Source organism: Methylobacterium sp. ME121 (genome assembly GCF_000974725.1).
GTDB lineage: Bacteria > Pseudomonadota > Alphaproteobacteria > Rhizobiales > Beijerinckiaceae > Methylobacterium > Methylobacterium radiotolerans.
Window position 1 is genome coordinate 23,158 of the sequence record NZ_BBUX01000020.1, and the last position, 26,401, is coordinate 49,558.

Below are 26,401 nucleotides of genomic sequence, written 5' to 3' on the forward strand. Positions count from 1 at the left end.
TTTACGCGCTCAGGCGGCGAAGCCGCGGATGGCGGAGGTGACCTTGTTCTCCCGGAAGGGCTTGTCGCAGAACACGCCCCGCGCCGGGATGGCGTCGATGTCCGGCGCCAGGGCGCCCGTCAGGACCAGCTCGATGGGGGGCCACCGGTCGCGGATCATCGCCACCAGCTTCAGCCCCGTGGTCGAGCCGCGAACGTCGAGGTCCGCGAACACGACCCGGATGTCCGTGCGCCCCTCCAGGGTGCGGACCGCCGCCTCGGCGGTGCGCACCACGACCGCGTCGCATCCCGCCTCCTCGACGAAATCCCGCATGATCCCCGCCAGGATCGGCTCGTCCTGGAGCACCAGCACGACCGGCTTCGGGTTCGCTCCGTCCGGCTGTCTCGCTGTCATAGACGCTGCACCTCGACCAGCGGCGCACGCATCGCCGCCACGAGCCCCGCGGTATGATAGGTCACGTCGACCTCGCCCGTTCCCACCAGGCCGGTCCGGATCAGGCGCGATCCGAAGCCGCGCCGCGTCGGGGCCACCACGGGAGGGCCGCCGTGCTCGCGCCACCGCAGCACCAACCCCGGCTCTCCCGCATCGCCGTCGATCCACCACCGCACCTCGACCTCGCCCTCCTCGCCGGACAGGCTGCCGTACTTGGCCGCGTTGGTCGCCAGTTCATGGAGCAGCAGCGACGCCGACAGCGCGGCACTGGGGCCGAGCGCCACGTCGGGGCCATCGAGCGTGAAGCGCCGCGCCTCGGCCGCGTTGCCCAGAACCTCCCGGCAGACGCTCCGCAGGTCGGCGGCCGTCCAGTCCTTGCGCAGCAGGAGGTCGTGGGCCGAGGCCAGCGCCTGGATGCGCTTCTCGAACGCCTCGACCGGTCCGCGTTCCGACACGGAGCGCAGCGTCTGGTGCGCGATGCTCACGACCATCGCCATCGTGTTCTTGAGGCGGTGGGAGAGTTCGTGGTTCAGCAGGTCCTGGCGCTCCTCCGCGCGCCGCCGCTCGACGGCCTGGCGAGTAAGCTCGGCGATCTGGCGGATGAACGCGACCTCCGGTTCGCCCCAGGAACGCGGGCGGTCGTCGTTCACGTACAGCACCGCCACCGTCCTACACTTCTCGACGATGGGCACGTTGACCAGCGTGCGCGCGTAGACCGCCTCCAAGGTCACGGCGGAGGCGGCGGTACGCGGGTCCTCGCGCACGTCGCCGATGACGACCGTCCGTCCTTGCCGGAGGTCCTCGGCGTAGAGGCCGTAATCGTCCATGCGGTAGCGGCCGGCCAGCGTCGGGAAACCCGCCGCGGTCCAGTCCTCCTCGACCACGAAGCTCTCGCCGTCCGAGCCAACGGTGCCGTAGCCCACCCGGCCAACGCCGAGCACGCGCCCGAGTATGGCGGCGGCCGCCATCGCGATCGCGTCGGTGCCGATGGCGCTCCGCAGCCGCTCCCCGAACTCCAGGAGGCCGCTGCGCCGGGCATCGGCCTGCATCCGCTCCGTCACCTCCAGGAAGATCACGGCGAAGCGCTCGCTCCCGAGCGGGAAGGCCCGGCCCTCGTACCACCGCGCCAGAGTGCCGACCTGCCGGACGAACGTCACCGGCTCCCCAGTCTCGACCACGTCGGCGAACTCATCGACCCAGGCGTCCTCGATGCCCGGGAATACCTCGCGGATCGTACGCCCCACCACACTGTCCGACGCCATGCCGACGAGCCGGCCCCAGGCGGAGTTGACGTCGACGTAGCGCCAATCCGCGACGCGACCGGCGGGATCGCGCACGACCTCACCGACGATGAAGCCCTCGCTCAGGCGCTCGAACAGGTCGCGCCAATGCGCCTCGCTCGCCGCGAGGCGTTCCTCGAACGTCTTCCGCTCGGTGATGTCGCGCGAGACGGACAGGATCCGCTCCGGCCGCCCGTCGGCGCCGAAGATCGGCGTCACCTGGACGTCCCACCATTTGGCGTTGCCGAGGAAGGTGTCCGCGCCCCCCTGGAAGTGGCCGATCCCGCCGTCCCGGGCCGTGGCCAGGGCCGCGAGCGCATCGGCATTCCCCTGGCCCTGCCAGAAGCTCGGCCATGGGCAGCCCTTAATGTGATTAAAGTCGCTGACCTCCATCACCTTCTGGCCGCCCTCGCTCATGAAGGTCAGTCCGCCGTCGAGGTCGAGCACCTTGATGCAGTCGGCGGAGGATGCCAGGACGCTGCGCATGAACTCGGCGTCGGCCTGTTCCTTCGTGGCGGCGTTGCGCTCCTGCGTGCGGTCGCTGAACGCCTTGACGAAACCCTGGTGCGTCCCGTCGAGCCCCCGTAACGAGGTCATGTCGCCGACCGCGTAGAACCGGCCGCCGTCCTTGCGCAGATGCCAGCGCACGTCCTTGGCATGCCCCTCGTCGAGGACGAGCGCCATCTCTTGCCGCGCGCGGCCGGCGGCCCGGTCCTCGGGCGTGAAGATCCGCTCGACGGTCTGCCCGCGCATTTCCTCGGCCGACCAGCCCAGGATGCGCTCGGCCCCGACGTTCCAGTCGGTCACCTTGCCCGCGGTGTCCGTGACGACGATGGCCATCTCGCTCGCGCTGTCGAAGATCGCGCGCTGGCGCGCCTCGCTCTCGGCGAGACGGCGCCGGTTGCGGTGCGCCTCGGTGACGTCGATCTGGCTGCCGAAGCGGTAGCGCAGGCGGCCCTCGCCGTCGAAGACGGGTCCGATGAACAGGGCGTTGACGAAGGGCGTGCCGTCCCGGCGATGGTTGGTGATCTCGATGGTGAGGTCGCGGTTGTCGCGCAACGCCGCGCGGATCTCGTCGACGTGGTTGGGCTCGGTGGCCGGACCCTGGAGGAACCGGCAGTTGCGACCGACGACCTCGTCGATCCCGTAACCCGTGAGGTCGAGGAAGGCGCGGTTGGTGAAGACGATGGGGTCGTCGTCCTGGTTGGGATCCGTGAGGATCATCGGCAGGCCGGTCTTGTCGACGGCGGAGAACAGCACGTCGGCATCAGATACAGGAGAGTGGTCACGCCGGCTGAACGCTTCTGCGCCGTGAGCGGTCCGCTCGCCTCGCTCCGCCCGAAGGCGCAGGACCTCTGCCTCAAGTTCCTCGCGCGAGAGGCCATGCAGATCGTTGTTCATTTGAAACTACGCCCGCCCCCCGGCGAATAATGTCGTCCTTTGAGCGCGCTGATAGCGAAGGGCCATCGCAACGTCACTGCGGCGTTCGGTTCAGCGCTTTACGATGGCTCTCTGATCCACGTCGGAGTTGCCATGTGGCCCGCGGATGGCTGCTTTTGGGATGCTCCGGTGGACACCCGCACCACCGTGTTGGGTCGATAGAGGTCGGTCCGCTTGTCCGGCGTGGCCTCTCCGAAGCAGACCGACGGCTTTTGGCGAGACTACGCCATAGCGGATCGCCGGGCGCGCGAAACCTGTCGTTCGGCTTTGCGCCGAGTGCCGGAAGTCAGATGAAGCCGGCAGCCTCCCGGAAGCAGATGGAGTCGTTTAATCGCGGGGCGGAACGCAAGCTTTTTCTGCGGTGATCGTGACCGTATGCCGGGTGCAGGGTCGTCTTCGCGGTCGGCAGGAGCCGCCGCATGCTGGAGCTTCGCGGGAGGAGCCTTCCAATGTGGATGCCGCACTTCGCTGAGGCAGCGGGTGCACCCCATCAGGCGGAATGGCTCTGCCCACGTCCCGGCAAGGACAGACCTGTGTGCTCGCCGCGCGAACGCGATCCGCTCGTCAGATCAGGCGATCACTCCGGCGGTGGGGTCGAATCGCTCGCCAGACTTCAGCATGGCGTGCATCGTTACCGCCAACTTGCGGGCGACGGCGACAGCAGCACGCTTGAAGCCAACCCGTGCCTTGAGAGCGAGCCCCCAAGTCCGTAGCCCGCTTTCGGCTGAGCTGCGGGTGAGGATCACCGTTGCCGCTTCATAGAGCAGGCTGCGCACGTGGCGATCGCCGCGCCTGGAGATATGGCCATCATAGTCGACCTGACCTGACTGGTAACGTCGGGTCGTGAGACCGAGCCAGGCGCCCACAGAGCGGGATTTCCTGAAGTTGCTCGGCTCCTCAATCGCAGTTGTGAAGGCGGTCGCTGTCATCGTCCCGACGCTGGGGATCGACATCAGAAGCCGGCATGCCTCGCTGTGGCGTGCCCGGGCGATCAGTTGACGTCCGAGCTCAGATGCACGCAGGCGGATACTGCTCCAGGCCTCCAGGACAGGCAGGACGATGGCAGCGAGGCCCACCTGATCGACCAGCAACTCACGGACATGCTCTTCGAACCGGCTTCCTTTGCCCGCGGGGACGACCAGGCCGAAGGTTTTCATCAATCCCCGGATCTGATTGGAAAGCTCGGTCAAGATCCGGACCAACCTGGTTCGCGCTGCGACCAGCGTCCGGGTCAACATGCTGTCGAAGCCTTTGACGCGGACCTCACGATAGAAGCCGACCTCCGCCAGATGCGCTAAGCCGTCCGCGTCATTGGCGTCCGTCTTGTTTGCCGCCATGTCGAGCGCGGCCTTGGCATGGCGGGCATCGATGCAAATGGCCGGAAGACCCTGTGCGCAGAGCGCGTGATAGAACCACACAGACAGAGGCCCGGTTTCGAAGATCACGCGTTTGGTAGACGGCGCATGCTTGCGCAGCAAGGCGCCAATACTGGCGGGATCGGACGTGCACTTGCCGCGCCAGATGCGCTTGCCATTCCGCCGAATGGAAACCGCCGTCTCTTTCATCGACACGTCGAGGCCGATATACTCGTCCATGGCTGTTCTCCGTCAGATGCTTGGGCCCGGCGTTCGGTCGTGAGCCCGTACTTCCATCAAATCGGGGAACAGCCACCAGCTTCCATAGCGTGACTGCATCAGGGCGACTCGCTCCCGCGATTACCCCATGTGGATGGCTCCCGCTCCGACTGACGGCATGTCGGTGCCAAGATGTGGTTGCTACCGAATCCGCAGCCACGCAGGTGCAGGAGCCATCCCCATGGAGATCACCACTGTCGGCATCCATCTGGCCAAGAGCATCTTTCAGGTTCATGCCGTCGATGCAGCCGACAGCGTCGCGGCCGCGGCCGCGGGCGCAGGCGCCATCATGCTGACCGGCGATAATGCCCGCACGGCCCAGGCCGTCGCCAGCGCGCTCCGGCATCGGGGCCCGGGCCGAGCTCCTGCCGGAGGACGAGCTGCGCATCGTGCGCGAGCTGCAGGGCGCGGGCGCCGTCGTGGCGAAGGTCGGCGATGACATCAACGACGCCCCGGCGCCGGCGGCCGCCGATGTCGGGATCGCGATGGGCGGCGGCACGGACGTCGCGTTGGAGTCCGCTGATGCCGCGATCCTGCACGGGCGGGCCGCGGACGTGGCCCGCATGGTCGCGCTCGCCCGTTCCACGCTCGGCAACATCCGGGCGGGCATCGCCATCGGCCTGAAGCTGGTTGTCCCGGTGCCGGCCATCGCCGGCATCACCGGCCTGCGGCCGGCGATCCTGGCCGACACCGGGGCGACCGTTCCTGTGACGGGCAACGCTCTGCGGCTTCGGCGTGCACGAATCTGACCGGCGGCCCACCGGGGGCTGCCATCCATGGCCCTCATGCGACCATGGTGCCTCGCTGACGAGGCGCCGGCATCAACGGCGGGGACTGTCCATGGTCGCGCCCGCCGCGGCGCTTCGAGTCGGCGGCCCGGCGGCCTACGAACCGCGCGGAGCGAACAGGATGAGGGCACCGCCGGGCAGGCATACCAAGCCGCGGGTAACGTCACACCGGTCTCGGCGATGGCCCTCGAAGACCCGGAGCCGGAGGATGGCCGCGACGATGCAGATGCCGCCGTAGGCCGCGTCGGCGCGGCCGGCGGCCTCGCCTTCCACGAGCGTGAGCAAGTAGGCCAACAGCGCCAGCGAGATCACCCGGGCGCGAGCCGCGATGGCGCTTTGTCGAGCCGAAGCCTTAGACTTGCTCGATAACACGAACCCTCGGAAGGGCTTGAAGGCAAAAATCTTGCTTGGGGAAACTCTTGGCATAGTGGCGCGGAATTTTTCGCGCGAAAGCATATCCCGGGGCCCGTGGGCGTTGGCAGGATCCACGGAATCGACGCGTCCCAGTGCATGACGCATTCGGAAGGTTCATGCCGGGCTTGAATCCCGCGGGTCCGCGACATGGCTCAAACCGTCTGCGGGACTGCCGCCGCCGGACGGGATGACCCGCCTGCGGGTCTCCTCCTTTGCCGCGGCGACCCGCAGGCCGACCTCGGCGAGGTTTTCCAGGCGCAACTGGACCCGCTCCGGCGGCAGGTCGATCAGGTCCAGGTTGTGGCGCTTGATGAAGTAGAAGGCCATCGACAGACGCACCTCCACCTCCCTGGCGCCGTCGACCATCCCGTAGTCGCGCTCGATCGCCCGGCGCTGGTCGTCCGTCAGGCCGGGATGCGGCAGAACCCTCAAGGTGATCGTCGTGTGCCACTCGACGTCGTCGGCGGGCTCGTAGCTGGCGGCCTCCGCCCCCCCGAACTCGTCGATCCGGCTCAGGACGAAGTCCCGGAAATCCTTGTGGTCGCAAGCCCAGGCGCGCACGTGCCACCGCGCGCCGTCGAAGGCGAGCGCGTGCGGCGCGATGACCCGCCAACGCGAGTTCGTCAGCGACTGGTAGCGGACCCGCAGGGCGCTGCGCGACCGCATCGCGCCGAGGATCAGCCTGAGGCACTCCGGATCGACGTGCCTCGCGACGTCCGGCGCCATGTCGATCGCCGGCAAGGTCTTGAACCACACGACGTCCCGGGGGAGGGCCCCGGACATCAGCGCCCGGAGCTGCAGCAGGAGCCTGTCCGCCGACGGCACGAGGAACCGGGGCCGGATCGCGGCGCCGGGCACGAACGACTTCGCCGTGGAGTCGTACTCGACGTTGCCCTCCGCCAGGCCGCGGTAATTCTTGAGGTCGACCGAGGCCTGCGGCGTCGAGATGTCGAAGGCCGCCTCCAGGTCGCTGCGGTTGAGCTGCCCTTCCCAGAACAGCTTCCATTCCATGAACTCGTACCGGACGTTCCTCGCCCAGACGCGCCGCTCCGGCTCGGCCATGTCCACCCCTCCGCTTACTTGACGGGTATAGCAACGATACCCATCTATGGACTAGACGGGTCGCCGTTTCCCGCGCGGCGACCGACGGACGAATGCCGGCGACCGGCGCGAGGCGGCGTCATCCGGACATAGGTGACATAGGCGGCGAGGCGAAAGGAGCGGCGATGCAGGACGGAAACAAGCAGGATCGGATTCAGCACGATGCGGCGGACATCGTCGAGGCGGCGACCGACATCGAGCGGCAGCGTGCGATCGAGTTGGACGCCCGTTCGGAGACGGCGCGGATCGACGCCGAGATGGCCGAGCTCGCGCGCCGTCGCTCCATCCAGGAGGACGCTGCCACGAAGGCGCACGCGGCGATCGCCGCCGACGAGCGGCGGATCGCCGAGGACGACCGCGACATTCGCGATGCCCTGAACGGCGGCGATTGCCCGCCCACCCATGGCGGTCAGCCCGTGCCGCCGGCCACTCCCCCCGCGCCCGGCCCCGGGAACCCGCCGGTGGTCCCCCCGCGTCGCGTCGGATGAGCGTGCCGGTTCCCATGGCCCGGTCGGGCGGCCCCGTCGGCGGCGACACGCCGTGCGGGGCGGCCTGGCCGGACCGTTTCACCTGGGAGCTCGCCCGGCTGCGCGAGCGGGGGCGCGTGACCGGCGCCGGCCGCGAGACCGCGCCGCCCGGCTTCCTGGTCGTCCGATACGAGTGGGACCATCGGGGCCGCACGCTTCCGCTGGCGATCATCTACCCGCCCGGCTTTCCCCTGACGCGACCCGAGATCCGGATGCTGCGGGTCGAGGATCGCCCGCGCAACCACTGCAACCCGGTGAACGGCAACCTCTGTTTCCTGGCGCACGACCGGCATGCCTGGCAGCCGGAGACGTCAGTCGCATCCTACATCGAGGATCGGCTGCCGATGATCCTGGACGGCACCCCCGACGGCGAGCCGGTGGCCGAGCCCATGGAGGATTGGTGGGCGGCGCTGGCCGTGCCGGGCTCGGCCTTCGTGATCGAGTCGGGATGGGAATTGGGCACCCATGCCGGCGGCACGTTGGCCTTGCGGGTCGGGGTGGTGCCCGGCCGCCCCCCGCGCTGCGAGCGTTCGTGGAAGGGGTCCTGGACGGCGGCGGCGAGATCGCCCGGAACGCCGGTCCGCTTCCCCTGGAGTTCTCCGCAGCGCGTTCGATCCGTGTCCCGTGGCGACTGCTCGACGAGGAACCCCATCCGGACGAATACGAACGCGTGTTCGGCGCCGTGTCGCCCGGCACCGGCACGACAGGGCTGATCCCGCTCGCCGACAGTCTGCGCGCCCGCATCGCGGCCGTGGCGTGCAGGACCGAGATCGCGCACGGCGAGCGCGGCCTATCCTGGATCCTCCTGGTCCGCACGGGCAGCCGGCGGGCGTTCGAGCACGGCCGCGCTGACCAGATCCATTCCGGCACGGCCCGCACGTTGCGGGCGGGGTTGGACGACCGCCGCTCACGCTCGCCGTCCGCGGGCGTCATCGCGGGGAAGCGGATCGCGATCGTCGGCCTCGGCGCCGTCGGCGCCCCGGTCGCCCTCGACCTGGCGCGCAACGGGGCGCGTTCGATCGCGATGGCCGACTTTGACATCGTCATGCCGGGCAATGCCGTGCGCTGGCCGCTCGGCGAGTCGGCATGGGGACGCTTCAAGGTCGACGCCCTCGCCGACTTCATCGCGGCCAACCATGCGGCCACGCGGACGGCGGTCGCTCGAATGCCGATCGGCAACCTCGACTTCCGGACGGCCGAGGGGGAGGGGGGCGAGTTCGTCGCCGCCCTCAACCAGGCCGATCTCGTCGTCGACTGCAGCACCTCGTTCGAGGTCGAGCGGCTGCTCGCCCGACATGCCGGGAGCATGGGTGCGCCGCTGATCTCCGCCTACGGCACGGCGGCCTTCACGGGCGGCGTCGTGGCATGTTTCGCGCCCGGGGGTGGCTGCCCGAACTGCCTGCTCCACCACTACGGGTCCGGCGCCATCGCGCGGCCGTCCGGCGAGCGGGGGGACGCGCACGCGGTTCGATTGCCCGGATGCGCCGACGCGACCTTCTCCGGAGCCTCGCACGACCTGGGCGAGCTGTCGATGCACGCGGTGCGCGTCGCGGTCCGAACCCTCCGCGCGGCGGCGGCGACGTCGTTCGTCGAGACATTGACCTTCGTCGGCGAGGACCGGAGGCCCGCCTGGCGCTTCGATCCATTCGACCGCCATCCGGCCTGCGCCTGCGGTTGACCCGTCTCGCCATCCCCCGACGCCTTCTCGAACTCTGCGTCGCGGCGGCCGACGCGTCCCTGCCGCACGAAGAGGGCGGGATCCTGCTCGGATCGCGGGACGGCCGCGGCGACCGGTTCGTACGCCACGTCATCGGGTCCGGGCCCGGCGCGCGCCGGGCCCGGACCTGGCTCGAAGTCGACCACGACTGGCAGAATCGCCGGATCCGAGAGCTCGCGGACCGTGGCGGCGACGCGGCGTTCCTGGCGGACTGGCATTCCCATCCGGACGCCACGGACGCCGCGTTGAGCCGGTTGGACGTCGCGACCCTGGCGAAGCTGGCTGGCTTCACCCCCTTGGGTTGTCCCGACCCGGCCATGATGATCCTGTTCCGCGGGGCGGACGGTTGGCGCGCCGGAGCCTGGCGGCTGGCACCCGGCGCCGGGCGGCCAAGGGGCGTCGCCCCCGTCGGGGTCGAGGTCGTCGACAAGGTGACGCCGTAGCGGGCCATGGCGATCCGGGTCCTCCGCGCCGGCCGGGGTCGCGGTGAGGGACGCCGTGTCCGCCTTGGCCGCCCGGATCTTCGGCCGGCCGCGCAGGCCGGGCCGGCTCCGCTGCCGGCTCCCGACGTCAGGCGACGGGGAGGATCATGCGCCGCCGGCGAGTGACGGCCGAGTCTCGGTGCGGCACGCCTCGCGTACGGCCCCGGCCAGGGCCCCCGCCGGGGGAGCTACCGAAACGACCCGCCCGTCCGTGGCGAACACGATCAGGCCGATGCCGGCGCCCGTCGCGGCCATGTAGCGCCGGACTTGGCCCCGGTACCCCTCGACCGCGGACTCCGTCGGCGCGACGTCGCTCTTCCAGTCCACGACGACCTCCGGCCGCCCGGACTCGTCGTAGGCCATCGCGTCGACGATGCCGGCCGTCGCGTGGTCCTCGCCGTCGCGTTCCTCCAAGGCGTACACCGGCAGCTCCGGCACGAGGCGTGCGCGCAGGGCCGCGATGGCGGGCACGGCCAAGGCCCGGGCCGCGCAGGCCGCCACCTCGTCGGGGTCCACGTCCCGGACGGCGAGCTGCATCGCGAGCTGGGAAGCGCGGAGCGCGAGATCGCCGCCCTCGTCGGTCTCGCCGGTCAGCAGCTCCTCGATGAGCTTGTGCAGGATCAGCCCGCGATCGCGGCTCCCGCGGATGGCCGCCGCGGGGCCGGGCGGCGCGACGGGCGCCTCGATGTCGGGGGGCGCGCCGGCTGCGGCCTCGTCGCCCTCGTGGCGGCTCGGCACGACCCATCTCAACCGGCGGTGGCCTGCCACCCGCGCGGCCTCCTCCGCGAAACTCTCGCGCGTCTGGGCGTTGCGACCCGCGGGGCCGGTCCTCGCGCCCGGGGGCGGAAGCCGGTCCATGTCGATGGCGGCCAGCCGGTCCAGCCCCAGGCCGACGACCGAGGCCCAGGCGTCGTCGTGGGCCGGGTCGGGGAACCGCGGGATCACCAGGGTCTCGCGCGCGCGGGTCGCGGCCACGTACCAGAGCCGCACGCGCTCGTTCCCGACCTCGCGGTCCTCGGCGGCCAGGACGGCGTCGTAGCCGGCCGGCCGCACCCCGAAGACCGGGCAGTAGAGGCAGTTCGAGGCGCGGTCGACCAAGGCGCCGCTCACCGGGATCGTGAGCGTCGAGGTGTTGATCGGGATGACCACGGGCCATTCGAGGCCCTTCGACGCGTGCATGGTGAACAGGGAGACGGCCTCGGCCTGGGCGTCAGGACGCCCCTCGACCGCGCGGGTCCGGCCGTCCCAGGCGGCCTGCATCGCGCGGGCGAACGCGCGCAGTCCGCGCACGGCGTACGGGCGGGACATCTCAAGGTACAGGTCGACGTTGGCCAGGGCGCGCTCGGCGTGGCCGTCGTGACGCCGGCCCAGGACCGGCCTCAGCATGACGGCGTCGACCGCCCGGCTGAGGATGTCGTGCGGCGTGGTCCCCAGCGCCTGCCGCGCCAACGCCTGGAGGCGTTCGAGGACGGGGCGCGCGACCGGGTGCGCGACGTCGGCCACGTCCATCCCGAGGCGCAGGGGCGGCACGGCGTCCGGCCGGTCCGGGTCGCGCGGCAGGCCGTGGACCAGGTCCAGCAGTTCCTCGTCGGTCAGGCCTACGGTCGGCCCGCGCAGGAAGGCGCCGAGCGCCAGGGTGTCGCGCGGATCGGCGAGGACGCGGGTCAGGGCGATGAGGTCCTGGACCTCCTGGCGACGGAAGAAGCCCTTGCCGGCCTGCGTCGACACGGGGACGCCCCGGGCCTCCAGCGCCTCCTCGTAGCGCCACAGGTCGCTCCCGCTCGGCGCCAGCAGGGCGATGTCGCCGGGCCGGAGGGGCCGCGTGCCGTGGGTCTTGCACGTGACCAGCTGCGTCCCGATCAGGCGGGCGCAGAGTTCGGCGACCGCCTCCGCCTCGGCGTCCCGAAGGGCGCCCGCCTTGCGCTTGGTCCCGTCCGTCGGGCCGGGCACGTCGAGGGCGGCGACGCAGGGGCCGCGGTCGTGGTCCTCGTGGAACGCCGCGAGGGGGGCGAACCCGGGCTGGCCGGGTTTGGCCAGGATGTCCTGGAAGCACCGGTCGACGAACGCGAGGATCGACCGGCAGGACCGGAAGTTCGTGGAGATCGGCACGACGTCGTCGGGCGAGCGGGCGAGGATCCGCTCGCGGGCGCGGACGTAGGTCGAGACGTCGGCGCCGCGGAAGCGGTAGATCGCCTGCTTCGGGTCGCCGACGAGGAACAGGGCGCCGGGCCGCAGCACGCGCGCCGTCCAGTCGTCGGCGGGCGCCCCCTCCGGCCGTTCCCCGCACAGCAGCCAGAACAGCATCGCCTGCTGCGGGTCGGTGTCCTGGAACTCGTCCACCAGCACGTGCCGGTGCCGCTGCCCCAGCGCCTGCCGGACCGGCTCGTGGTCCCGGAGCAGGCGCACCGCGGCCTCGACGAGGTCGTCGAAGTCGAGCAGGCCGCCGGCCCGCTTGCGCTCCCGGTAGCGGTCGAGGACCGTCCGGACCCGGGGCACGAGCCTGGCCAGGAGCTCGCTCGCCGCGGACGCCCGCATGCCGTCCCACGCGGCGCAGCAATCCCCGTGCAGCGTCTTGGCCGCGGCATGGAGCCTGTCCGCCTCGACCTTCGGGAGCCCGGCGCTCCGGACCGCGGCCTGCCACTTGCCCTTCCCGCCCTTGTAGGCCGCGAACGCGCCCTTCGACGTGCAGAGCGCCGGGTCGGGCTTCGCCGTCAGGACGCCCAGGAGCTCCGCGTCCCCGACCGGGCCGTGCGCCGGCGTCCGGGACGCCATCGCGCCGAAGGCCGCGGCGGCGGCCGCGGTCTCGGCCTCGGCGGGCGACGCCGCGACGAAGGCGGCGTAGGCCGCGACGCTTTCGGCGAAGCCTTCGGCGAGGCGGGACGACGGCACCGGGGGCGGCGGGCCCACGGCGCGGCCCGCGCGCAGGCAGCCGGCGACGCGCTCGACCGCCTTCTCGGCGGCGACGGGATCCGCGAGGAACATCTCCGCCACGAGGCATCGGCCGCCCGCGAGCGTCTCGCGCAGCCAGCCGTCCAGGATGTCGCGGAACAGGCCGTCGGCCTCGGCGTCGTCGGCGACGCGCGCCCCGGGGTCCATGTCGGCCTCGACCGGGTACGGCTTCACGAGCCGCTGGCAGAACCCGTGGATGGTCGTGCACACCAGTTCGTCGATCCGGCCCTGCGCGGCGGCCAGGCTCCCCTCCTGCTCCCGCGTCAGGCCATGCGGCAGGACGCAGCGCAACTCCTCGGGGACCTCCCCGGCGAGGAGGCGGTGGACGACGTCGCCGATCCGCTCCAGCAGCTCGCTCGCGGCGAGCTCCGTGAACGTCACCGCCGCGATCTCGCGCGGCGGGACGCCGGACGCCAGCATCATGGCGATCCGGCCGGAGAGGACCGCCGTCTTCCCGGAGCCGGCGCCGGCCTCGACGAGCATGGAGCGGTCGTGCCGCGCGATGGCCAGGGCGCGCTGCCCCGCGTCCGCCAAGGCCCTGTCGTGCACGGTCATCAGGGCGCTTCCCAAACGAGGGCGGCGTCGCCGAGCGCCGCCGTCGCCGACGCCCGCTTGCGCGGGCAGTACACCTCGCCGGCGTTGGCCGGCAGCGCGAAGGCGAGGTCGTTCCACCCGGCCTCGGTGTCGGGTCCGGGCAAGGCGTTGCCCGCCCCGAGGCTTCGCCCGGCCGCCGCGAGGTGCCGGGCCAGGTCGGCCAGCGCCGCGTCGGGGCGTTCGAGGGCGATGCAGGTCCGCTCGCGCGGGTAGTGAAGCGAGGCGTCTATGGCCACGTCGCCGCCGAGCAGGACCCGGGCGGCGTAGCCGTAGATGCAGCGCTGCAGCTCCCGGCCTCCGGCCAGCACGTCGTCGGACCCGCGGGGCTTGCCGGTCTTGTAGTCGCGGACGCGGGCCGAGGCGCGGTCCCCCGAGAGGTCGAGGCGGTCGATGTAGCCGGAGATGCGGAAGCCCGTCCCCGGGATCTCCACGGGCAGGTCCGGATCCCACGGGACGGCGCCCCCGGCCCGCTTGGGGCCCCGGCCGCCGAACGGCACCTCGACCCAGCTGGACTGCCCCTCGTAGGCGTCGTCGGGGTGCGTGAGCGCGCTCCACGACGCGACCGACACGTCGTCGAGGACCCGGCGCCAGACCACCGCGGGCGGGATCGCCCGCCCGCGCTCCCACGCGTCGGCCACGGCCCGGACCGCGCCCTCCAGTGCCGCCCGCCGCGCGGCCTCGGACGACGCGGCCCCGTCCCCCGCCTCAAGGGCGACGACCGCCAGCTCCAGCACCTCGTGCATGAGGTTGCCGAACGCGCGATCGTCCAGCGTCAGCGTCTCCTGGCTGGAATCGGCGGCCTGGAGGCCGAGGCCGTAGCGCCACACGAAACCGAGGGGGTCGCGCAGCAGCTTGCGCAGGGAGTTGGCGGAGTGCACCCGGCCCAGCACCGACAGGATGACGGGGTGGTCGGGCCGGACCAGGCCGTCGTGCGGCGTCGGGGAGTGGGAGGCCCACGACGCCCAGCAGGAAGCGGCGGACCGGGCCTGGGCCGTGGACGCGAACTCCTCCGGCCGCGCCGTGAGCCGGTCGACCTCGCCGGCGGCATGCTCGGGGACGCGGTTCCTCCCGAGGTGCGCGCCGTCGGGGTGGTCGCGCAGAAGAGGGCTGCGGCCGAGGAGCCGGCCGTCGGCGCCGCGGCGGGCCCGCGACAGCACCACGGCGTCCGCGCTCGTGGCGAGGATCGCGTCGAAGTCGCCCCGGTCGACGGCCGAGCGCGGCTGCGGATCCAGGACGTGCGAGGGGACCAGATGGTCCGACAGCAGCCGGTCCTCCGTGGCCACCTGCGGCCAGCCGCGCGAGCTCAGCCCGAGGAGCCGGACGAACCGCCGCGGGGCGCTCGCCAGGGAGGACGCCGGCACCCAGACCACCGACGTGCCGGCGTCGGCGTCGTCGTCGATGCGCTGCCGTGACAGCGTCAGGTCGACCACGGCGGGCGCCCCCTCCAGCAAGGCCTTCCGCCAGATCCGGAGCGCGAGCCCGGATAGCAGGGCCTCCCCCGCCCGGGCGGCCCCCGCGGTCCCGGCGGCCAGGAGCGCCAGGATCGCGCGAAGCCCGGCGGCCAGCGCGGGACCCTCCGGGTGGCCGGTCACTCCCTCCCCGCCCAGCAGGCGCTCCCAGGCGGGGAGGTCGGAAAGCGGGGCCTCGCGGGGCAGGATCCGCGTCCATCCCTCCGGCAGGGCGGCGAACGGCCCGGGGGCGTGCCGCAGCAGCGCGGCGAGGCGGCGCAGGCCATCCTGCGTGACGCCCCTCACCAGGATGTCCGCGAGCGCCGCCGCCGCCTGCCCCTCGCGCACCGCCGTCGCAGGGACCCCGTGGACGAACCGCACGTCCAGGTTCGCCTCCGCGCGGAGCGCGAGGACGACGTCGTCGTAATCCTCCGTCCTGCAGGACGACACCGCGATCTCGGACGGCCGGGCCCGGCCGGTCGCCATCAGCCACCTCGCCCAGCGGAAGGCCTCCAGCACCTCGTGGCGGGGCGTCGCCGCGGTGCAGACCTCGACCGCGGGCGCCGAGCGGGGCCCGTCGACGACGCGCAGGGCCGCCGCCGGCACCCATTCGGGAACCGGGCGCGGCCCCGAGGCCCAGCAAACCGCCACGTGCCGGGCCAGGGCCGCGGCGACCCCTCGCCAGCAGGGCGCGAGGTCCGCCATACCCTGGAAGGTCGTCGGCCCGAGCACGCGCCCGGCGTGGGCGGCGCGGGCCGTCGCGGCGGCGGCGAGGTCGGTGGGGCGCATCATACCGGGCGGCAGCTTCCCGACGACGGCCGCCTCCAGCCTGGCGAGGGACGCGACGCGGCCGGGGCCCGCGCCGTCCAGGGCGAACCCGGCAGCCCAGGCCTTCCGCAGCGTCTCCGCCGCGGCGTCGACCATGCCCGGGAGCGACTTGATCGGGTCGAGCTCGCCGATCTCGACCTCGTCCAGGGCCTCCTTGAGCGCCCCCCTGAGGGACTCGTCGTCGATGGGGCGGGCGAAGCCGCCGGCGAGGCGCGCGGCCAGGGCCTCCACGGTCAGCACCTGCACGCCGTGCTCGCCCCGGCGAGCCGCCGCCAGCCGTTCGTCCGCCACGGCCAGGCGACCGTGGACCACAACCGTCCGGCGAAACCCCATCGCCAACCCCCACCTCGGATTGCGGGCATTATCGGAGCACGCGATCCTTATGGTCAAGCTTGCGCCGCCGATCGACGCGTGCGGGGGGCGTCCCGTGTCCCGGATGCCGCGGTCGGCCGCGCCGACCGCGTCAGGCGCCGGGTTCGAGGATGCGGCGCGCGACGTCGGGGACGGCGTCCGCCTCCAGCCGCTCGACCGCCAGCGACCGGGCGAGCAGGGCGTCGGTCAGGTAGCCGTCGTACTTCTCGCGGACGGGCTTCGCCGCCAGGGCGGCAAGGGCGCCGGCGTCGGGGGGCGGGGAGCCGGCGATGTCGGTGAGGACGGCGCGCAGGTCGCCCGCGGAGCAACCCCGCACCTCGACGGCGTGGCCGTAGGGCGTGGCCTGCAGGTTGCGGGCCAGGAGCGTCAAGGCCAACGTCTCAAGCTTGGCCGCGCCGACCCACGGCAGGACCGTGCAGTCACGCCCGACCTCGACGATGCAGGTCCCGTCGAGGCCGTACCCCAGGAAGGCCGCCCTGCCTTGGTCGAGCAGCGCGCGGGCCCCGGCGTCGAGGTAGGCGGGCATCCCGGTGCCGGACAGGCATCGCCGCATCGCCGCGGCGACGGCGTCGTGCACGCCCGACCATCCGCCGCCGAACCTCGGCGGCAACGCCGACTTCGTGGGAGCCACCACGACGACCTTGGCCCGTGCGTCCAGGGACTCGATCCGCCATCGGCGGCCGTTGAAGATGATCGTCTGCCCGGGCGCCAGCGTCAGGTCGAGCGGCACCGTGCCCAGGACCTTCCCGCCGACGACCATGACCCGGTACTCTTCGTCCGTCTGGAAGACGGCGTAGAACTGATGGCCCTCCGCGAGACGCTCGCCGGCCGGCCCCAGCATCAGCAAGCCGTCCGGCGACATCTCGACCAGGGCCGCCTCGGGACGCGCGATCGCCCTGAGCAGCTCGACGAACAGGTCGCGCGAGACGTTTCGAAACGGCCCGCGCCCGCAGAGCGTCCTCCAGGCGGCGTCCGGCCGCAGGCCCCCCGTCTGGGCGACGAGCGCGAGCACCTGGTGCGTGAGCGTCGAGAGATGCAGCCCGCCCACCCGCGGCGGCTCGCACCAGCGCTCCAGGAGCAGGTCGACGGTCGCCACGGCCTGCACGAGGTCGAGGCGCAGCCGGTCCGCCGGATGGAGCGTCGGCCCCGCCGCCTCCTCGGCGACGTAGATGCGCAGGACCGATGGCATGCCGGGCCGCCGGCCGGACCGCCCGAGCCGCTGGCGGAGCGACGACACGGATGGGCCCGGACCGATCTGCGCGACGCTCTCGACGTCGCCGATGTCGATGCCGAGCTCCAGGGTCGTCGTCGCCACCGCGGTCGTCGGCCGGCCGTCCTCGCGCAGGCGGGTCTCGACCGCCTCGCGCTCGGCCCTGGCGAGGTTGCCGTGGTGGGCGAAGAACTCGTTGGGGAGCCGCGCGTCCTCGGCGAGGGCGCGCAGGCGGTCCGCATACACCTCCACCCGCTGCCGGGATCCGGCGAACAGGAGGTTGCGGCGGCCGCGGAGCACCTCGAACAGGTGAGACGCGATCGGCTCGTCGGCCCCGTTCGCGTCCGGGGCCGGCTTCACGGGTTCCGCGCGCTCCGGACCGTCGGCGTCGGGGGCGCCTTCGCGACGCGCGTCCGCGGCTTCGCTCCCGGTGCCATTGCGCGGCGGGCGCTCGTAGCCGCGGACCTGCAGCAGCAGGTCGGCGCCGCCCTCGCGGCTCTCCACGAGCCGGACCGAATCCGGGGCGCCCGGCCGCAACGCCTCCCGGGCGAGGCGCATGTCGCCCAACGTGGCCGACAGCCCGACGCGGTCGACGTGGTCGCGCCCGCAGGCCACCTCGACGCGCGTCAGGAGGGACTGGAGCTGGCGGCCCCGCTCCGTGCCGACGAAGGCGTGCAGCTCGTCCACCACCACCGCGTCGAGCGCCCCGAACAGCCGCGCCGCGTCGGGTCCGCGGCGGACCAGCGTCGCCTCAAGGGATTCCGGCGTGATCAGCACGACGCCCTGGGGGCGCTCGCGCGCCTTGCGCTTCGCGTCGGCCGGGACGTCGCCGTGCCAACGGTGCAGGGGGACGTCGCAGGCCTGCAGCAGGCCTTCGAGGCGCCGGTGCTGGTCGTTGATCAGCGCCTTCAGCGGGCAGACGTAGAGGATGGCGAACCCGGGCCTCCCGCCGTCCAGCCGCGGCAGGACGCGCGTCAGCAACGGCAGGAACGCCGCCTCCGTCTTGCCCGCGGCCGTGCGGGCCGAGAGGATCACGTCGCCGCCCGCCAGTATCGCCGGGACGGCCATCTCCTGGACCTCGCGCAGCGCGGTCCAGCCCTGCCGCCAGATCCAGCGGCGCACCGGCTCGGCCAGGGCTTCGAAGGCCGTCGAGGCCGCGTCGGGGACGACGTGGGCGCCCGGCGCCCGCGCGCCTGTCACAGCCGCAGGCGCGCGAGGTCGTCGGTCCCCGCGGCCTCGCCGTCGCCGTCGTCCGCGGGCGCCGACGCGTCGGCGGCGCCGTCCTCGGGTATGGCCACGGCGCCGAGCCGTTCGCGCCAGTCCGCCCCCGGGTTCTGGTCCAGCACGGCCAGGAGGTCCACGAACGCCTTGACAGTGTTGCGGGGCGTGCGGAAGTAGGCGTCGCCCACCCTGGCCCGGCAATGGTCGAGGAACGCGTGCAGCGCCTCGTCCGGGACCAGGTGGCGGGCCCGGTCGCCGCCCGCGAACACGTCCCGCAGGCGTTCGAGCAGGACCAGCACCTCCTCGGGGGTCAGGTTCTGCAGCCGGACCACGGGACCGGACAGGTCCACGAGGCCGTCCGTCGCGAAGCTGTTGCCCGCGAGCCGGGACTGGAGCGCCTCGTACGAGTAGAGGCCCCGCCGCGTGTCCAGCAGGAACTCCGGCGTCCCGCCGAGGACGAACCCCAGGCCCTCGACCGTGCCCTGGAGGACGTCGTTGAGGACGCGCAGGATCTGCTCGTAGTTCTGGTTGCGGGCCTGGGGGCTCTGGAGCTTGTAGAGGTTCACGAGCTCGTCGAGGCAGACGAACAGCCCGGCATAGCCGGCGAGGCGTACGAAGCGGGCGAGGAGCTTCAGGCTGTCGTAGACGTTCCCGTCGTCGATGATGCCGCGGACGCCGAGATCCTGGCGCGCCTCGGTCCGCGTCGCGTACTCGCCCCGCAGCCAGCGCAGCGCGTTCGCCTGCCGCGCCTCGTCGCCGTCCTCGTGGGCCGCGGCGTAGGCGGCGACCACGGTGGCGAAGTCGTAGCCTCCCACCTGTTCCTGCAACTCGGCGAGGCCGGCCCGGATCGCGTCCTCGGTCGCGCGCCCGGTGCGCTTCCCGTCCTCGACGGCCTTGGCGACGAAACGTTCGAGGACGTTGCGCATGGCCCCGCCGTCGGGCGCCGCGCGGGTCGCGAGGTTCCGGGCGAGCTCCGCGTACAGCAGCCGCGCCTGGCCCCCCGTCGCGTGGAGCCGGCGGTCCGGGGCGAGGTCGGCCTGCATCACCACCAGGTTCTTGGCCAGCGCGAGCTGGCGCACCAGGAAGAGGAAGAACGTCTTCCCCGCACCGTACTCGCCGACGACGAAACGCAACGCCGCGCCGCCGTCGGCGACCCGCGAGACGTCCGCGAGGAGCGCCTCGATCTCCCTTCGGCGCCCCACCTGGATGTGCTGCAGGCCCAGGCGCGGCACGACCCCCGCCCGCAGTGCGTTGACGATGGTGTCGCGGTCCCGGGGCCTGATGTTCGGCGCGGGCTTGGTGACGGTGACGGTCATGCTGTTTCCAAAAGGTGGGCCGGGATCAGGCCGACGTTCACGAGGACCGGGTCGCCCTCCTCGACGAGCGGCTCGTCGAATCGGTCGAAGGACCACGCGTTGAGGTCCTCCATCGCCGCGCCGGGCATCAGCCCGCGCTCGCGGGCCAGGCGGTCGAACGCGTCCCTCGGCCACTCGGGGCGCCCCGCGAGGGCGCGCATCAGGCCGGCGAGCCGGGCGTCGAGGCCATCGAACCCGCCGTCGGGGGCCCCGGGGCCGGCCATCGGGGCCGGTTCGGCCTCGGGGGGCGCCCCCTGCGCCTCACGGATCGGGTCGGCGTCCAGGTCGAACACCCCGGCGAGGACGGAGCTCACCGCCTCGGTTTCCGACCTGATGGCGGCCAGGCGCTCCGCATCGACGCGTCCCGCCGGCGCGGGCGGTCCCCGTTCCGCCCGTCGGGACGCGTCGGCGGCCGCACGGCCCGACGGCTCCCGCCCGTCCTCGGGACCGCCGGGGATGAGGAAGGCCGCCTCGCGCGCCGGGCCGCGCGCGACGAGCACGGGCCCGTCCGGCGCCGCCGCCGGCGCGGCCCCGTGCAGCGCCGAGTACAAGCCGTTGAGGTCCAGGCCCATCTGACGGAACGCCTTCTCCAGCAGCGCGATCTCGGCCCGGTGGTGGCGGCCGTCGCTGGACGCCACGCGCACGAGCGTGTCGGCGACGGCCCGCTTCCGCTCCGGGTCCAGCCCGGCGAGCCGGGCGCGCATCGAGGTGAGCTCGGTCGGGTGGGCTTCGAGCCACGATGCGTCGGCACCCAGCCGCAAGCGCTCGTCCGGGCCGAGGCCCGGCGCATCGGAAGCCAGGTCGCGCAGGACCGCGCGTTCGTCCTCGGTCACGACGCCGTCCGCGCGGGCCATCAGCATGCCGACGGACAGGGTGAGGAACGCAGCCTCGTAAGCCGCGGACGGGGCGTCCACGGCGTCCCGAGGCCCGGTCAACGCGAACAGCGTCACGTCCGCCGCCGGGGCTCGGACAGGGAAGCGGGGGTCGGGGATCAGGCCGATCCCGAAGCGGCACAGGACGTCGGCCAGCTCCCGCGGCTTGGCGGCGGTGGCTCCCGCATCGGACCGCCCGGCCACGCGCCTGCCCAGCTCGGCCAGCGGCACCGGGGCGCACGCCTCCGCCCGCTCGCGCAGCCACGAGAGGTGGGCGGCGGCCGGCGCGTCCGCCGCGCGCTCGCGCTGGCCGGCCGGCAACAGGGCCAGGGCCTGGAGCGAGAAGGGGGACGCTCGGCCCGCCTCCTTGCCCAGGTGTCGGCTGTAGGCGTCCAACCGGTCGGAGCTCAGGTCGAGCAGCTCGCGCCCGAGGGCGAGCGCGTCCGCGTGACGCGCGAGGTCGGGCATCCGCTCGGACCCGAAGAGCGCGAGGTCGACCTCGAAGGTCCGGCTCGCCGCCCGGTACAAGGCCGGGGACGGCGCGCCCTTGCGCCACTTGATCGGCAGGCCGCCGGACGGATGCCGGCGCTCGAACTCCGCCACGAACTCGTCCCTGACGCGGTCGAAGGCGCGGCGCGCCGGCGTGCGCACGCGCGTCTCGGGGTGGGACATCGTCCATGCCAGCAGCCAGACGCCCTCGACCGGCTTGCCGTCGCGGATGCGGGAGCCGACGGCGAAGCGCACCGACAGCGGCAGCTCGTAGCCGCTGGGCTCGAAGACCGGCGCCGGATCCGTCCCGGGCACGAGCGACAGGGCGTCCAGCGCCGCCAGCAGGCAGCTCGCGTAGTGGCGGAACGAGCCGTTGTCGCCGTAGACCGAGAGGAGCCGCTCGACTTCCGCTCGGATGGCGGGCCTGTCCTCGGCCGATCCTTCGAGCACCCCGCGCCGTTCGAGCCCGTAAAGGTACAGGAACACGTAGCCGATGGGCGTCCCCGGAGCGGCCCGGTCGCCGGCCAGCCATTCGAGGTAGGCCCGACGGGACGAAGGCTTCATGCTCCCGTAGGACGGGCAGTATTCCAGGTGCCGGCCGGCGGTGTCGGAGGTGGTCCTGGGGACGGCGAGCCCGGGGTCGACCAGGCAGTTGTCGTTCTGTTCGCCCCCCTTGGCCGGCGGCAAGGTCCTGCCGACGTAGACGAGCCCGGGAAGGGTCAGGCCCGCGACGGCCACGCCGACGCCGGCGGGGACCCACGTCCGGTCGCCGGCAAGCCTGTGCTTCGATGGACGCGTCGCGGGTTCGGATGCCCGGGGTGGCGCGGCCGCATCCGGGGAACGCGGGGCGATGGCCGGCGGGTGGCACGAGCGGTCGTCGGCCGTCTCCGGCGATCGCGCGACGAAATGGTTCGAGGCAGGCGCCGGACCGGCGCGCGGCGGCTCTCCGGATCCCTGTCCGGGATCGATCGCGCCGGATCGATCCGTCGCTTCAATGGGATCATCCGCCGGCGGATCGGCGACGGCGTCCGGCGCCGGGACCTCCGTCGAGCCGACGAGCCCCGTCATCGGGCTCGGGTCGGCCATCGGCGTCCTCGGTTCGGGAATGACGGCGACGTGGTTCGAGGCCGCCGGCCGTGCAGCGCGCAAACCCACGGGTGCCTCGCGCGGCAGGCCGGTCGATGGAGCCGGCTCGCCGTCCCGAAGCCCGGCGTCGATGGTCTCTGGCGTGGACGGGACCAATTGGCGGCGTCTGCGGCGCACGCCCCAGGCGGCCAGCAGGGCGCCGGGTACGATGGCGCCGACCAGCGCGAGCGTGGCGAGGGGGAAGGCGGGGGCCGGGGACTGGCTCGAAGTCGCCGGCGCTTGCGATCGTGGCTCGGCGGCGGGGTTCGGCGCGTTGGCCCTGGACTCTCCCGACGCTTGACCGGAGACCGAAGGCGCGGCGGTTTTCGCCCCCCCGGTGTGTCCGTCGGTGCTGTCGCTATCGATGGCCTCCTGGGCCGACGACGTCGGCGCCGGGCTTTCCTTGGCTCGCGCATCGGGATCCGGGACTTGTGCGACACCGACGGATGGCAGCGGGGAGCGCGCGGTCGCGTCGGGCTCCGGGGCCTTGGCGATCGGCGAAGCCGCAGACGGCTGCCTGGATCGTTGCCGCAAGCGCGCCAGCGTGTCTGGATCGGCCCTTCCGCTCTCGGGGAGACCTTCGCCGCGCTGGAAGCGTCTGAGGGCAGCCAACGACCGCGGGCCCCACCTGCCGTCGATCGTGCCAGGGTCGAAGCCAAGGTCCCTGAGGTCGTTCTGTGCGGCGCGGGTGGCCCGATCGTCCCCCTGCGCCGAGGCATCCCCACCCGACGGGGGGACGGAAACGAACGCCATCACCAGGACCAGGGCGGCCCAACGCCCCTTGGCTCTGCTTACCCTTGCCACGTGATCTGGCTCCGCGGGCCGCCGCGCGTTGTCGCCGCCTGGCCCACGACCGTATTCTGATTTGGTCCGCGAATCCAAGACCGAACGCGCCGTTCCGGGTCCGCTATCCTAGGTTGAGGATAGCCGGGCGTGTGGGTCGCACGGATGCGCGCGGTCCGATCGTGGCCGATCCGGCCCGGACAGGGCGCGCGGTTTCGGGCCGTTGGCCTCGCATCGCGCCGCGCCTGCCCGTCGAGACGGGCCACAGGCCGGCCCGCTTCCTCGCAGGTCGAATCGAACCGTGCCGTCGCGCTCGTCGCAGGGTCGACGACGCGAGCCGCGCACCCACTCGCGAGGTCCGCACCGGGGGAAGGCGGGCCAGTCGCGTCGTTGGCTGACGACCTACCGCGTATGACGAAGCCGGCTTTCGACTTCCTTGCAGAGGGTCTCCGCAAAAGCCTGGGTACCGAGCAGGCCACCGAGGTCGCGTGTGCGGGTCGCTGGGTCCTTGACCAGGTGATCGACGGCCGCGTCAATCGCCGCCGCGCCCCGCCGAAGATCGGGACGGTCGAGCCGATCTGCCAACCAATCGAGCAGCATCGCGGCCGACAGCACCAGCGAGCACGGGTTGGCCTTGTCCTGCCCCTGGATGTCGGGCGCCGAGCCGTGCTGAGCTTGCGCCACGCAGTGCTGGTCGCCTGCGTTGATCGCGGCGCCCAAACCGAGGCTGCCCGACAACTCGGAGGCGAGATCCGACAGGATGTCCCCGAACATGTTGGTGGTGACTATCACGTCGAAGCGGGCGGCATCGCGCACGAGCATCGCGGTCATCGAGTCGATCAACTGGTCGTCGGTGGCGATATCCGGATAGCTCTCCGCCACGCGGCGGCCTTCCTTCAGGAACAGGGCGTCCGACATCTTCAACACGTTGACCTTGTGGACGTAGGTCAGCTTCCGCCGACGCCGGGTGCGGGCGATCTCGAAAGCGGCGCGGGCGATCCGTTCGGAGCCCTTGGCGGTCACCTTGCGCATGGCGATGGCGACGTCGGGTGTCGGCATGAACTCCCCGGTGCCCATGTGCATCGTGCGGTCGGCGTAGAACCCTTCCGTGTTCTCGCGGACGATCACGAGGTCGATGGGCGTGCGGCCGTAATAGGCCAGCCCTTCACGCGAGCGGCACGGCCGGATGTTGGCATAGAGGTCGAGTTCGCGCCGCAGCAGCGCCGAGCCGTTGATCCCACCCTTCTCGCGGGGCGGATAGTCCGAGTGCGAGACCGGCCCAAGGATCACCCCGTCCGACGCCCGGCAGCGCTCCAACACCGCCTCCGGGAACGTCGAGCCATCCCTCGCGAGGCGGGACAGCCCGATCTCGTGTTCCTCGAAGGTGAGCCCCAGGGCGAGCGCCCGGTCGACGACTTCCAGCACGCGGCGGGTGGCATGTGAGATCTCAGGTCCAATGCCATCACCCGGTAGCATGACGAGGTGCATGAGCGCTTCTCCCTGACCGCGCCGGTACGCTGGGCTCATAGAGTCAGCCCTCGACATCCGGAACGCAAGGCGTTCGGACTGCGGTGCGGTCGAGGGCGCATCGACGTCTTGCCCTCCAGCGAGGGCCGGCTCCGCCGCGGGCGCCGTTCAGCCTCCGGCGGTGGGTACGAGGGGTCGGATTTCGACCGCCGGAGGCCTTCTGCCTGCGCGAACGACACGGTCTCCGCTGTGCGGCGCCGCTGGTCGCAGTCGGCGGAACACCCGGGATCGAATTGCCAGGGCGTACGTGCGCTCCGAATTGGGCATGACTCGCTCGTCCGTAGCCGAGTTTCGGGGAACGAAGGGCCTGGGCTGCGTTTGTCGAGGTACGGTTGGCGATGCCACCGGTACCCCGATCATGGCACACGCGCGCGGCAGTCCCGGGGGCGACCCGGGAGCCGGCACGTCCGCCCGGTGCAGCCATCGTCTCGCGTCGAGCGTGGCGCCCGATACGGGCACATCCTTGAGGAGGTCGGCCATGGACTACCTGCGCTACGCAGCCGAGATCGAGACCCCCGCGCCGGACGAGCAGAAGACCATCGACGGCATCATCGAGGGGATGACCCGGCAGTCACGGGCCGTCGAGGCGCGCGAGCACCATGCGGTGCGCGCGAGCCACGCCAAGAGCTCGGCCTGCGTGACCGGCGAACTGGTGGTCGCAGAGGGTCTGCCGCCCGAGTTGGCTCAGGGCCTTTTCGCCACTCCGGGGACGCATCCGGTCGCGGTGCGCTTCGCGCAAGGCCCCGGCGAAACGCTGGGGGACCGCGTCTCGACCCACCGCGGCATGTCGATCAAGGTCTTCGACGTGCCCGGCGAGAAGCTGCCCGGCCACGCGGTCGACACCCAGGATTTCGTCCTCGCCACCGGCACGACCTTCCCGTCCGGCACGGCGGCGGGGTTCCTGCGCGACGGCACGGTCATCGGCAAGTCGACGGGGATGCCGGAGGGGGTGAAGAGCGCAGTCTCCTCGACCGCGCGTAACCTCAACCGTGTCCTACACGCCTTCGGCACGGAGAGCGCCATGGCCGATTTCTTCGGCCACCCCTACAGCCATCCGCTCGCCGACAGCTACTTCAGCCAGGCGCCGGTCCGCTTCGGGGACTACGTGGCCAAGCTCGGGGCCGTGCCGGTGACCGACGCCCAGCGCGCGCTCGCCGAATGGCGGCTCGACCCCCATCAGGACGAAAACGGGTTCCGGCACGCCACGGTCGACTTCTTTCGGGAGCACGACGTCGTCTACGAGCTGAGGGTCCAGCTTTGGGCCGACGCCGACAAGCAGCCCATCGAGGACGCCTCGGTCGACTGGCCGGTCTCGGTCAGCCCGTACCGCACGGTGGCGACGGTTCGCCTGCCGCCCCAGGACGCCTACTCCCCGGAGCGGGTGAACTACTTCGACGAGGTGATGACCTTCCGTCCCGCGCATAGCCTCGCGGCGCACCGGCCGCTTGGCTCCGTCATGCGGGCGCGGCTGCAGGTGTACAGGGCGCTCAGCGCGTTCCGCCATCGCGAGAACGGCGTGGCGGAAGAGGAAACTGGCGGCATCGACCGCATCCCGGCCTGAGGACGGCGACGCCAGGGACCGGTCGGTCAGAGAGGATTCGATGACGAGCCCGAGGGCAGACGGCCCGCGACCCTGATTGCGCCGCGCGTCACGGAGGACCGGCGTTCACCAGGCCGCGCGAGGCGGTGTTCGAGGCCGGGGCGAGCATGATGGTCATCGGGCCGAACGCCGCTCAGTCGCGGGGCGCGGTCGCTCCGCTGCCTCTCCGGCGAAGGCCTGCTTCAGGTCGGCGGCGACCGCGTCCTCCGCCCG

16 protein-coding genes and 2 pseudogenes are annotated in these 26,401 nt (G+C 72.4%); 6 read left to right on the forward strand and 12 right to left on the reverse strand.

Annotated elements, in window-relative coordinates:
• Nucleotides 1-9: 9 nt before the first annotated feature.
• The 3 genes from ME121_RS14900 to ME121_RS14910 form a co-directional block, all read right to left on the reverse strand.
• Nucleotides 10-393 (reverse strand): response regulator, encoded by a 384-nt coding sequence (locus ME121_RS14900; RefSeq protein WP_059409080.1) that lies wholly within the window; start codon nt 391-393, stop codon nt 10-12.
• Entirely contained in the window at nt 390-2,972 is a 2,583-nt protein-coding gene (locus tag ME121_RS14905) for a PAS domain S-box protein (RefSeq protein ID WP_059409081.1), read from the reverse strand. Before ME121_RS14905 ends, ME121_RS14900 begins: the two co-directional genes overlap by 4 nt.
• 749 nt (nt 2,973-3,721) lie before the next feature.
• Nucleotides 3,722-4,747 (reverse strand): IS110 family RNA-guided transposase, encoded by a 1,026-nt coding sequence (locus tag ME121_RS14910; protein WP_059409082.1) that lies wholly within the window; start codon nt 4,745-4,747, stop codon nt 3,722-3,724.
• Nucleotides 4,748-5,045: 298 nt separating this feature from the next.
• On the opposite strand from ME121_RS14910, the pseudogene ME121_RS14915 reads away from it, so the two are divergent.
• A pseudogene (locus ME121_RS14915) lies at nt 5,046-5,535 on the forward strand (HAD-IC family P-type ATPase); the annotation flags it as partial.
• A gap of 135 nt (nt 5,536-5,670) precedes the next feature.
• On the opposite strand, the gene ME121_RS14920 reads toward ME121_RS14915, so the two are convergent.
• Both ME121_RS14920 and ME121_RS14925 read right to left on the reverse strand, forming a co-directional pair.
• Nucleotides 5,671-6,063 (reverse strand): YnfA family protein, encoded by a 393-nt coding sequence (locus tag ME121_RS14920; protein WP_245337865.1) that lies wholly within the window; start codon nt 6,061-6,063, stop codon nt 5,671-5,673.
• A gap of 39 nt (nt 6,064-6,102) precedes the next feature.
• Nucleotides 6,103-7,050 carry a WYL domain-containing transcriptional regulator gene (locus ME121_RS14925; RefSeq protein ID WP_089231645.1) on the reverse strand — a complete coding sequence of 316 codons (948 nt, stop codon included), beginning with the start codon at nt 7,048-7,050 and terminating at the stop codon, nt 6,103-6,105.
• Between the two features lie 164 nt (nt 7,051-7,214).
• Here ME121_RS14925 and ME121_RS14930 point away from each other — a divergent pair, with 164 nt between their 5' ends.
• The 4 genes from ME121_RS14930 to ME121_RS14945 are packed head-to-tail and all read left to right on the forward strand — an operon-like array spanning nt 7,215 to nt 9,776.
• Nucleotides 7,215-7,577 carry a hypothetical protein gene (locus tag ME121_RS14930; RefSeq protein WP_059409084.1) on the forward strand — a complete coding sequence of 121 codons (363 nt, stop codon included), beginning with the start codon at nt 7,215-7,217 and terminating at the stop codon, nt 7,575-7,577.
• A 2-nt stretch (nt 7,578-7,579) separates the two neighbouring features.
• Entirely contained in the window at nt 7,580-8,329 is a 750-nt protein-coding gene (locus tag ME121_RS14935; protein WP_491892839.1) for a ubiquitin-conjugating enzyme E2 variant, read from the forward strand.
• Entirely contained in the window at nt 8,287-9,294 is a 1,008-nt protein-coding gene (locus ME121_RS14940) for a ThiF family adenylyltransferase (RefSeq protein ID WP_059409086.1), read from the forward strand. The genes ME121_RS14935 and ME121_RS14940 overlap by 43 nt, the downstream gene beginning before the upstream one ends.
• The gene (locus ME121_RS14945) at nt 9,291-9,776 is read left to right on the forward strand and encodes a M67 family metallopeptidase (RefSeq protein WP_059409087.1); all 486 of its coding nucleotides are present in this window, start codon (nt 9,291-9,293) and stop codon (nt 9,774-9,776) included. Before ME121_RS14940 ends, ME121_RS14945 begins: the two co-directional genes overlap by 4 nt.
• A gap of 144 nt (nt 9,777-9,920) precedes the next feature.
• Here the strand turns inward: ME121_RS14945 and ME121_RS14950 are convergent, their stop codons facing one another.
• The 7 genes and pseudogenes from ME121_RS14950 to ME121_RS14980 all read right to left on the reverse strand — a co-directional run bounded on the left by ME121_RS14950 (nt 9,921) and on the right by ME121_RS14980 (nt 24,549).
• On the reverse strand, nt 9,921-13,319 hold the full coding sequence (locus ME121_RS14950) for a UvrD-helicase domain-containing protein (RefSeq protein ID WP_059409088.1): 3,399 nt from the start codon (nt 13,317-13,319) through the stop codon (nt 9,921-9,923).
• Nucleotides 13,319-15,967 (reverse strand): PD-(D/E)XK nuclease family protein, encoded by a 2,649-nt coding sequence (locus ME121_RS14955; protein WP_179240030.1) that lies wholly within the window; start codon nt 15,965-15,967, stop codon nt 13,319-13,321. The genes ME121_RS14950 and ME121_RS14955 overlap by 1 nt, the downstream gene beginning before the upstream one ends.
• A gap of 130 nt (nt 15,968-16,097) precedes the next feature.
• Nucleotides 16,098-18,416: a DEAD/DEAH box helicase gene (locus ME121_RS14960; protein WP_059409090.1), complete on the reverse strand. Its 2,319-nt coding sequence runs from the start codon at nt 18,414-18,416 to the stop codon at nt 16,098-16,100.
• Nucleotides 18,413-19,753, reverse strand: coding sequence for an ATP-binding protein (locus ME121_RS14965; protein ID WP_059409091.1), 1,341 nt, complete (start codon nt 19,751-19,753; stop codon nt 18,413-18,415). The genes ME121_RS14960 and ME121_RS14965 overlap by 4 nt, the downstream gene beginning before the upstream one ends.
• A complete protein-coding gene (locus ME121_RS14970; protein WP_059409120.1) occupies nt 19,750-21,891 on the reverse strand; it encodes a tellurite resistance TerB family protein in 2,142 nt (713 codons plus the stop codon). Before ME121_RS14970 ends, ME121_RS14965 begins: the two co-directional genes overlap by 4 nt.
• A gap of 930 nt (nt 21,892-22,821) precedes the next feature.
• A pseudogene (locus tag ME121_RS33650) lies at nt 22,822-23,031 on the reverse strand (peptidoglycan-binding domain-containing protein); the annotation flags it as partial.
• A 432-nt stretch (nt 23,032-23,463) separates the two neighbouring features.
• Nucleotides 23,464-24,549 carry an isocitrate/isopropylmalate dehydrogenase family protein gene (locus ME121_RS14980; RefSeq protein ID WP_043074874.1) on the reverse strand — a complete coding sequence of 362 codons (1,086 nt, stop codon included), beginning with the start codon at nt 24,547-24,549 and terminating at the stop codon, nt 23,464-23,466.
• Between the two features lie 517 nt (nt 24,550-25,066).
• Here ME121_RS14980 and ME121_RS14985 point away from each other — a divergent pair.
• Nucleotides 25,067-26,149: a catalase family protein gene (locus ME121_RS14985; protein WP_059409093.1), complete on the forward strand. Its 1,083-nt coding sequence runs from the start codon at nt 25,067-25,069 to the stop codon at nt 26,147-26,149.
• Nucleotides 26,150-26,401: the final 252 nt, after the last annotated feature.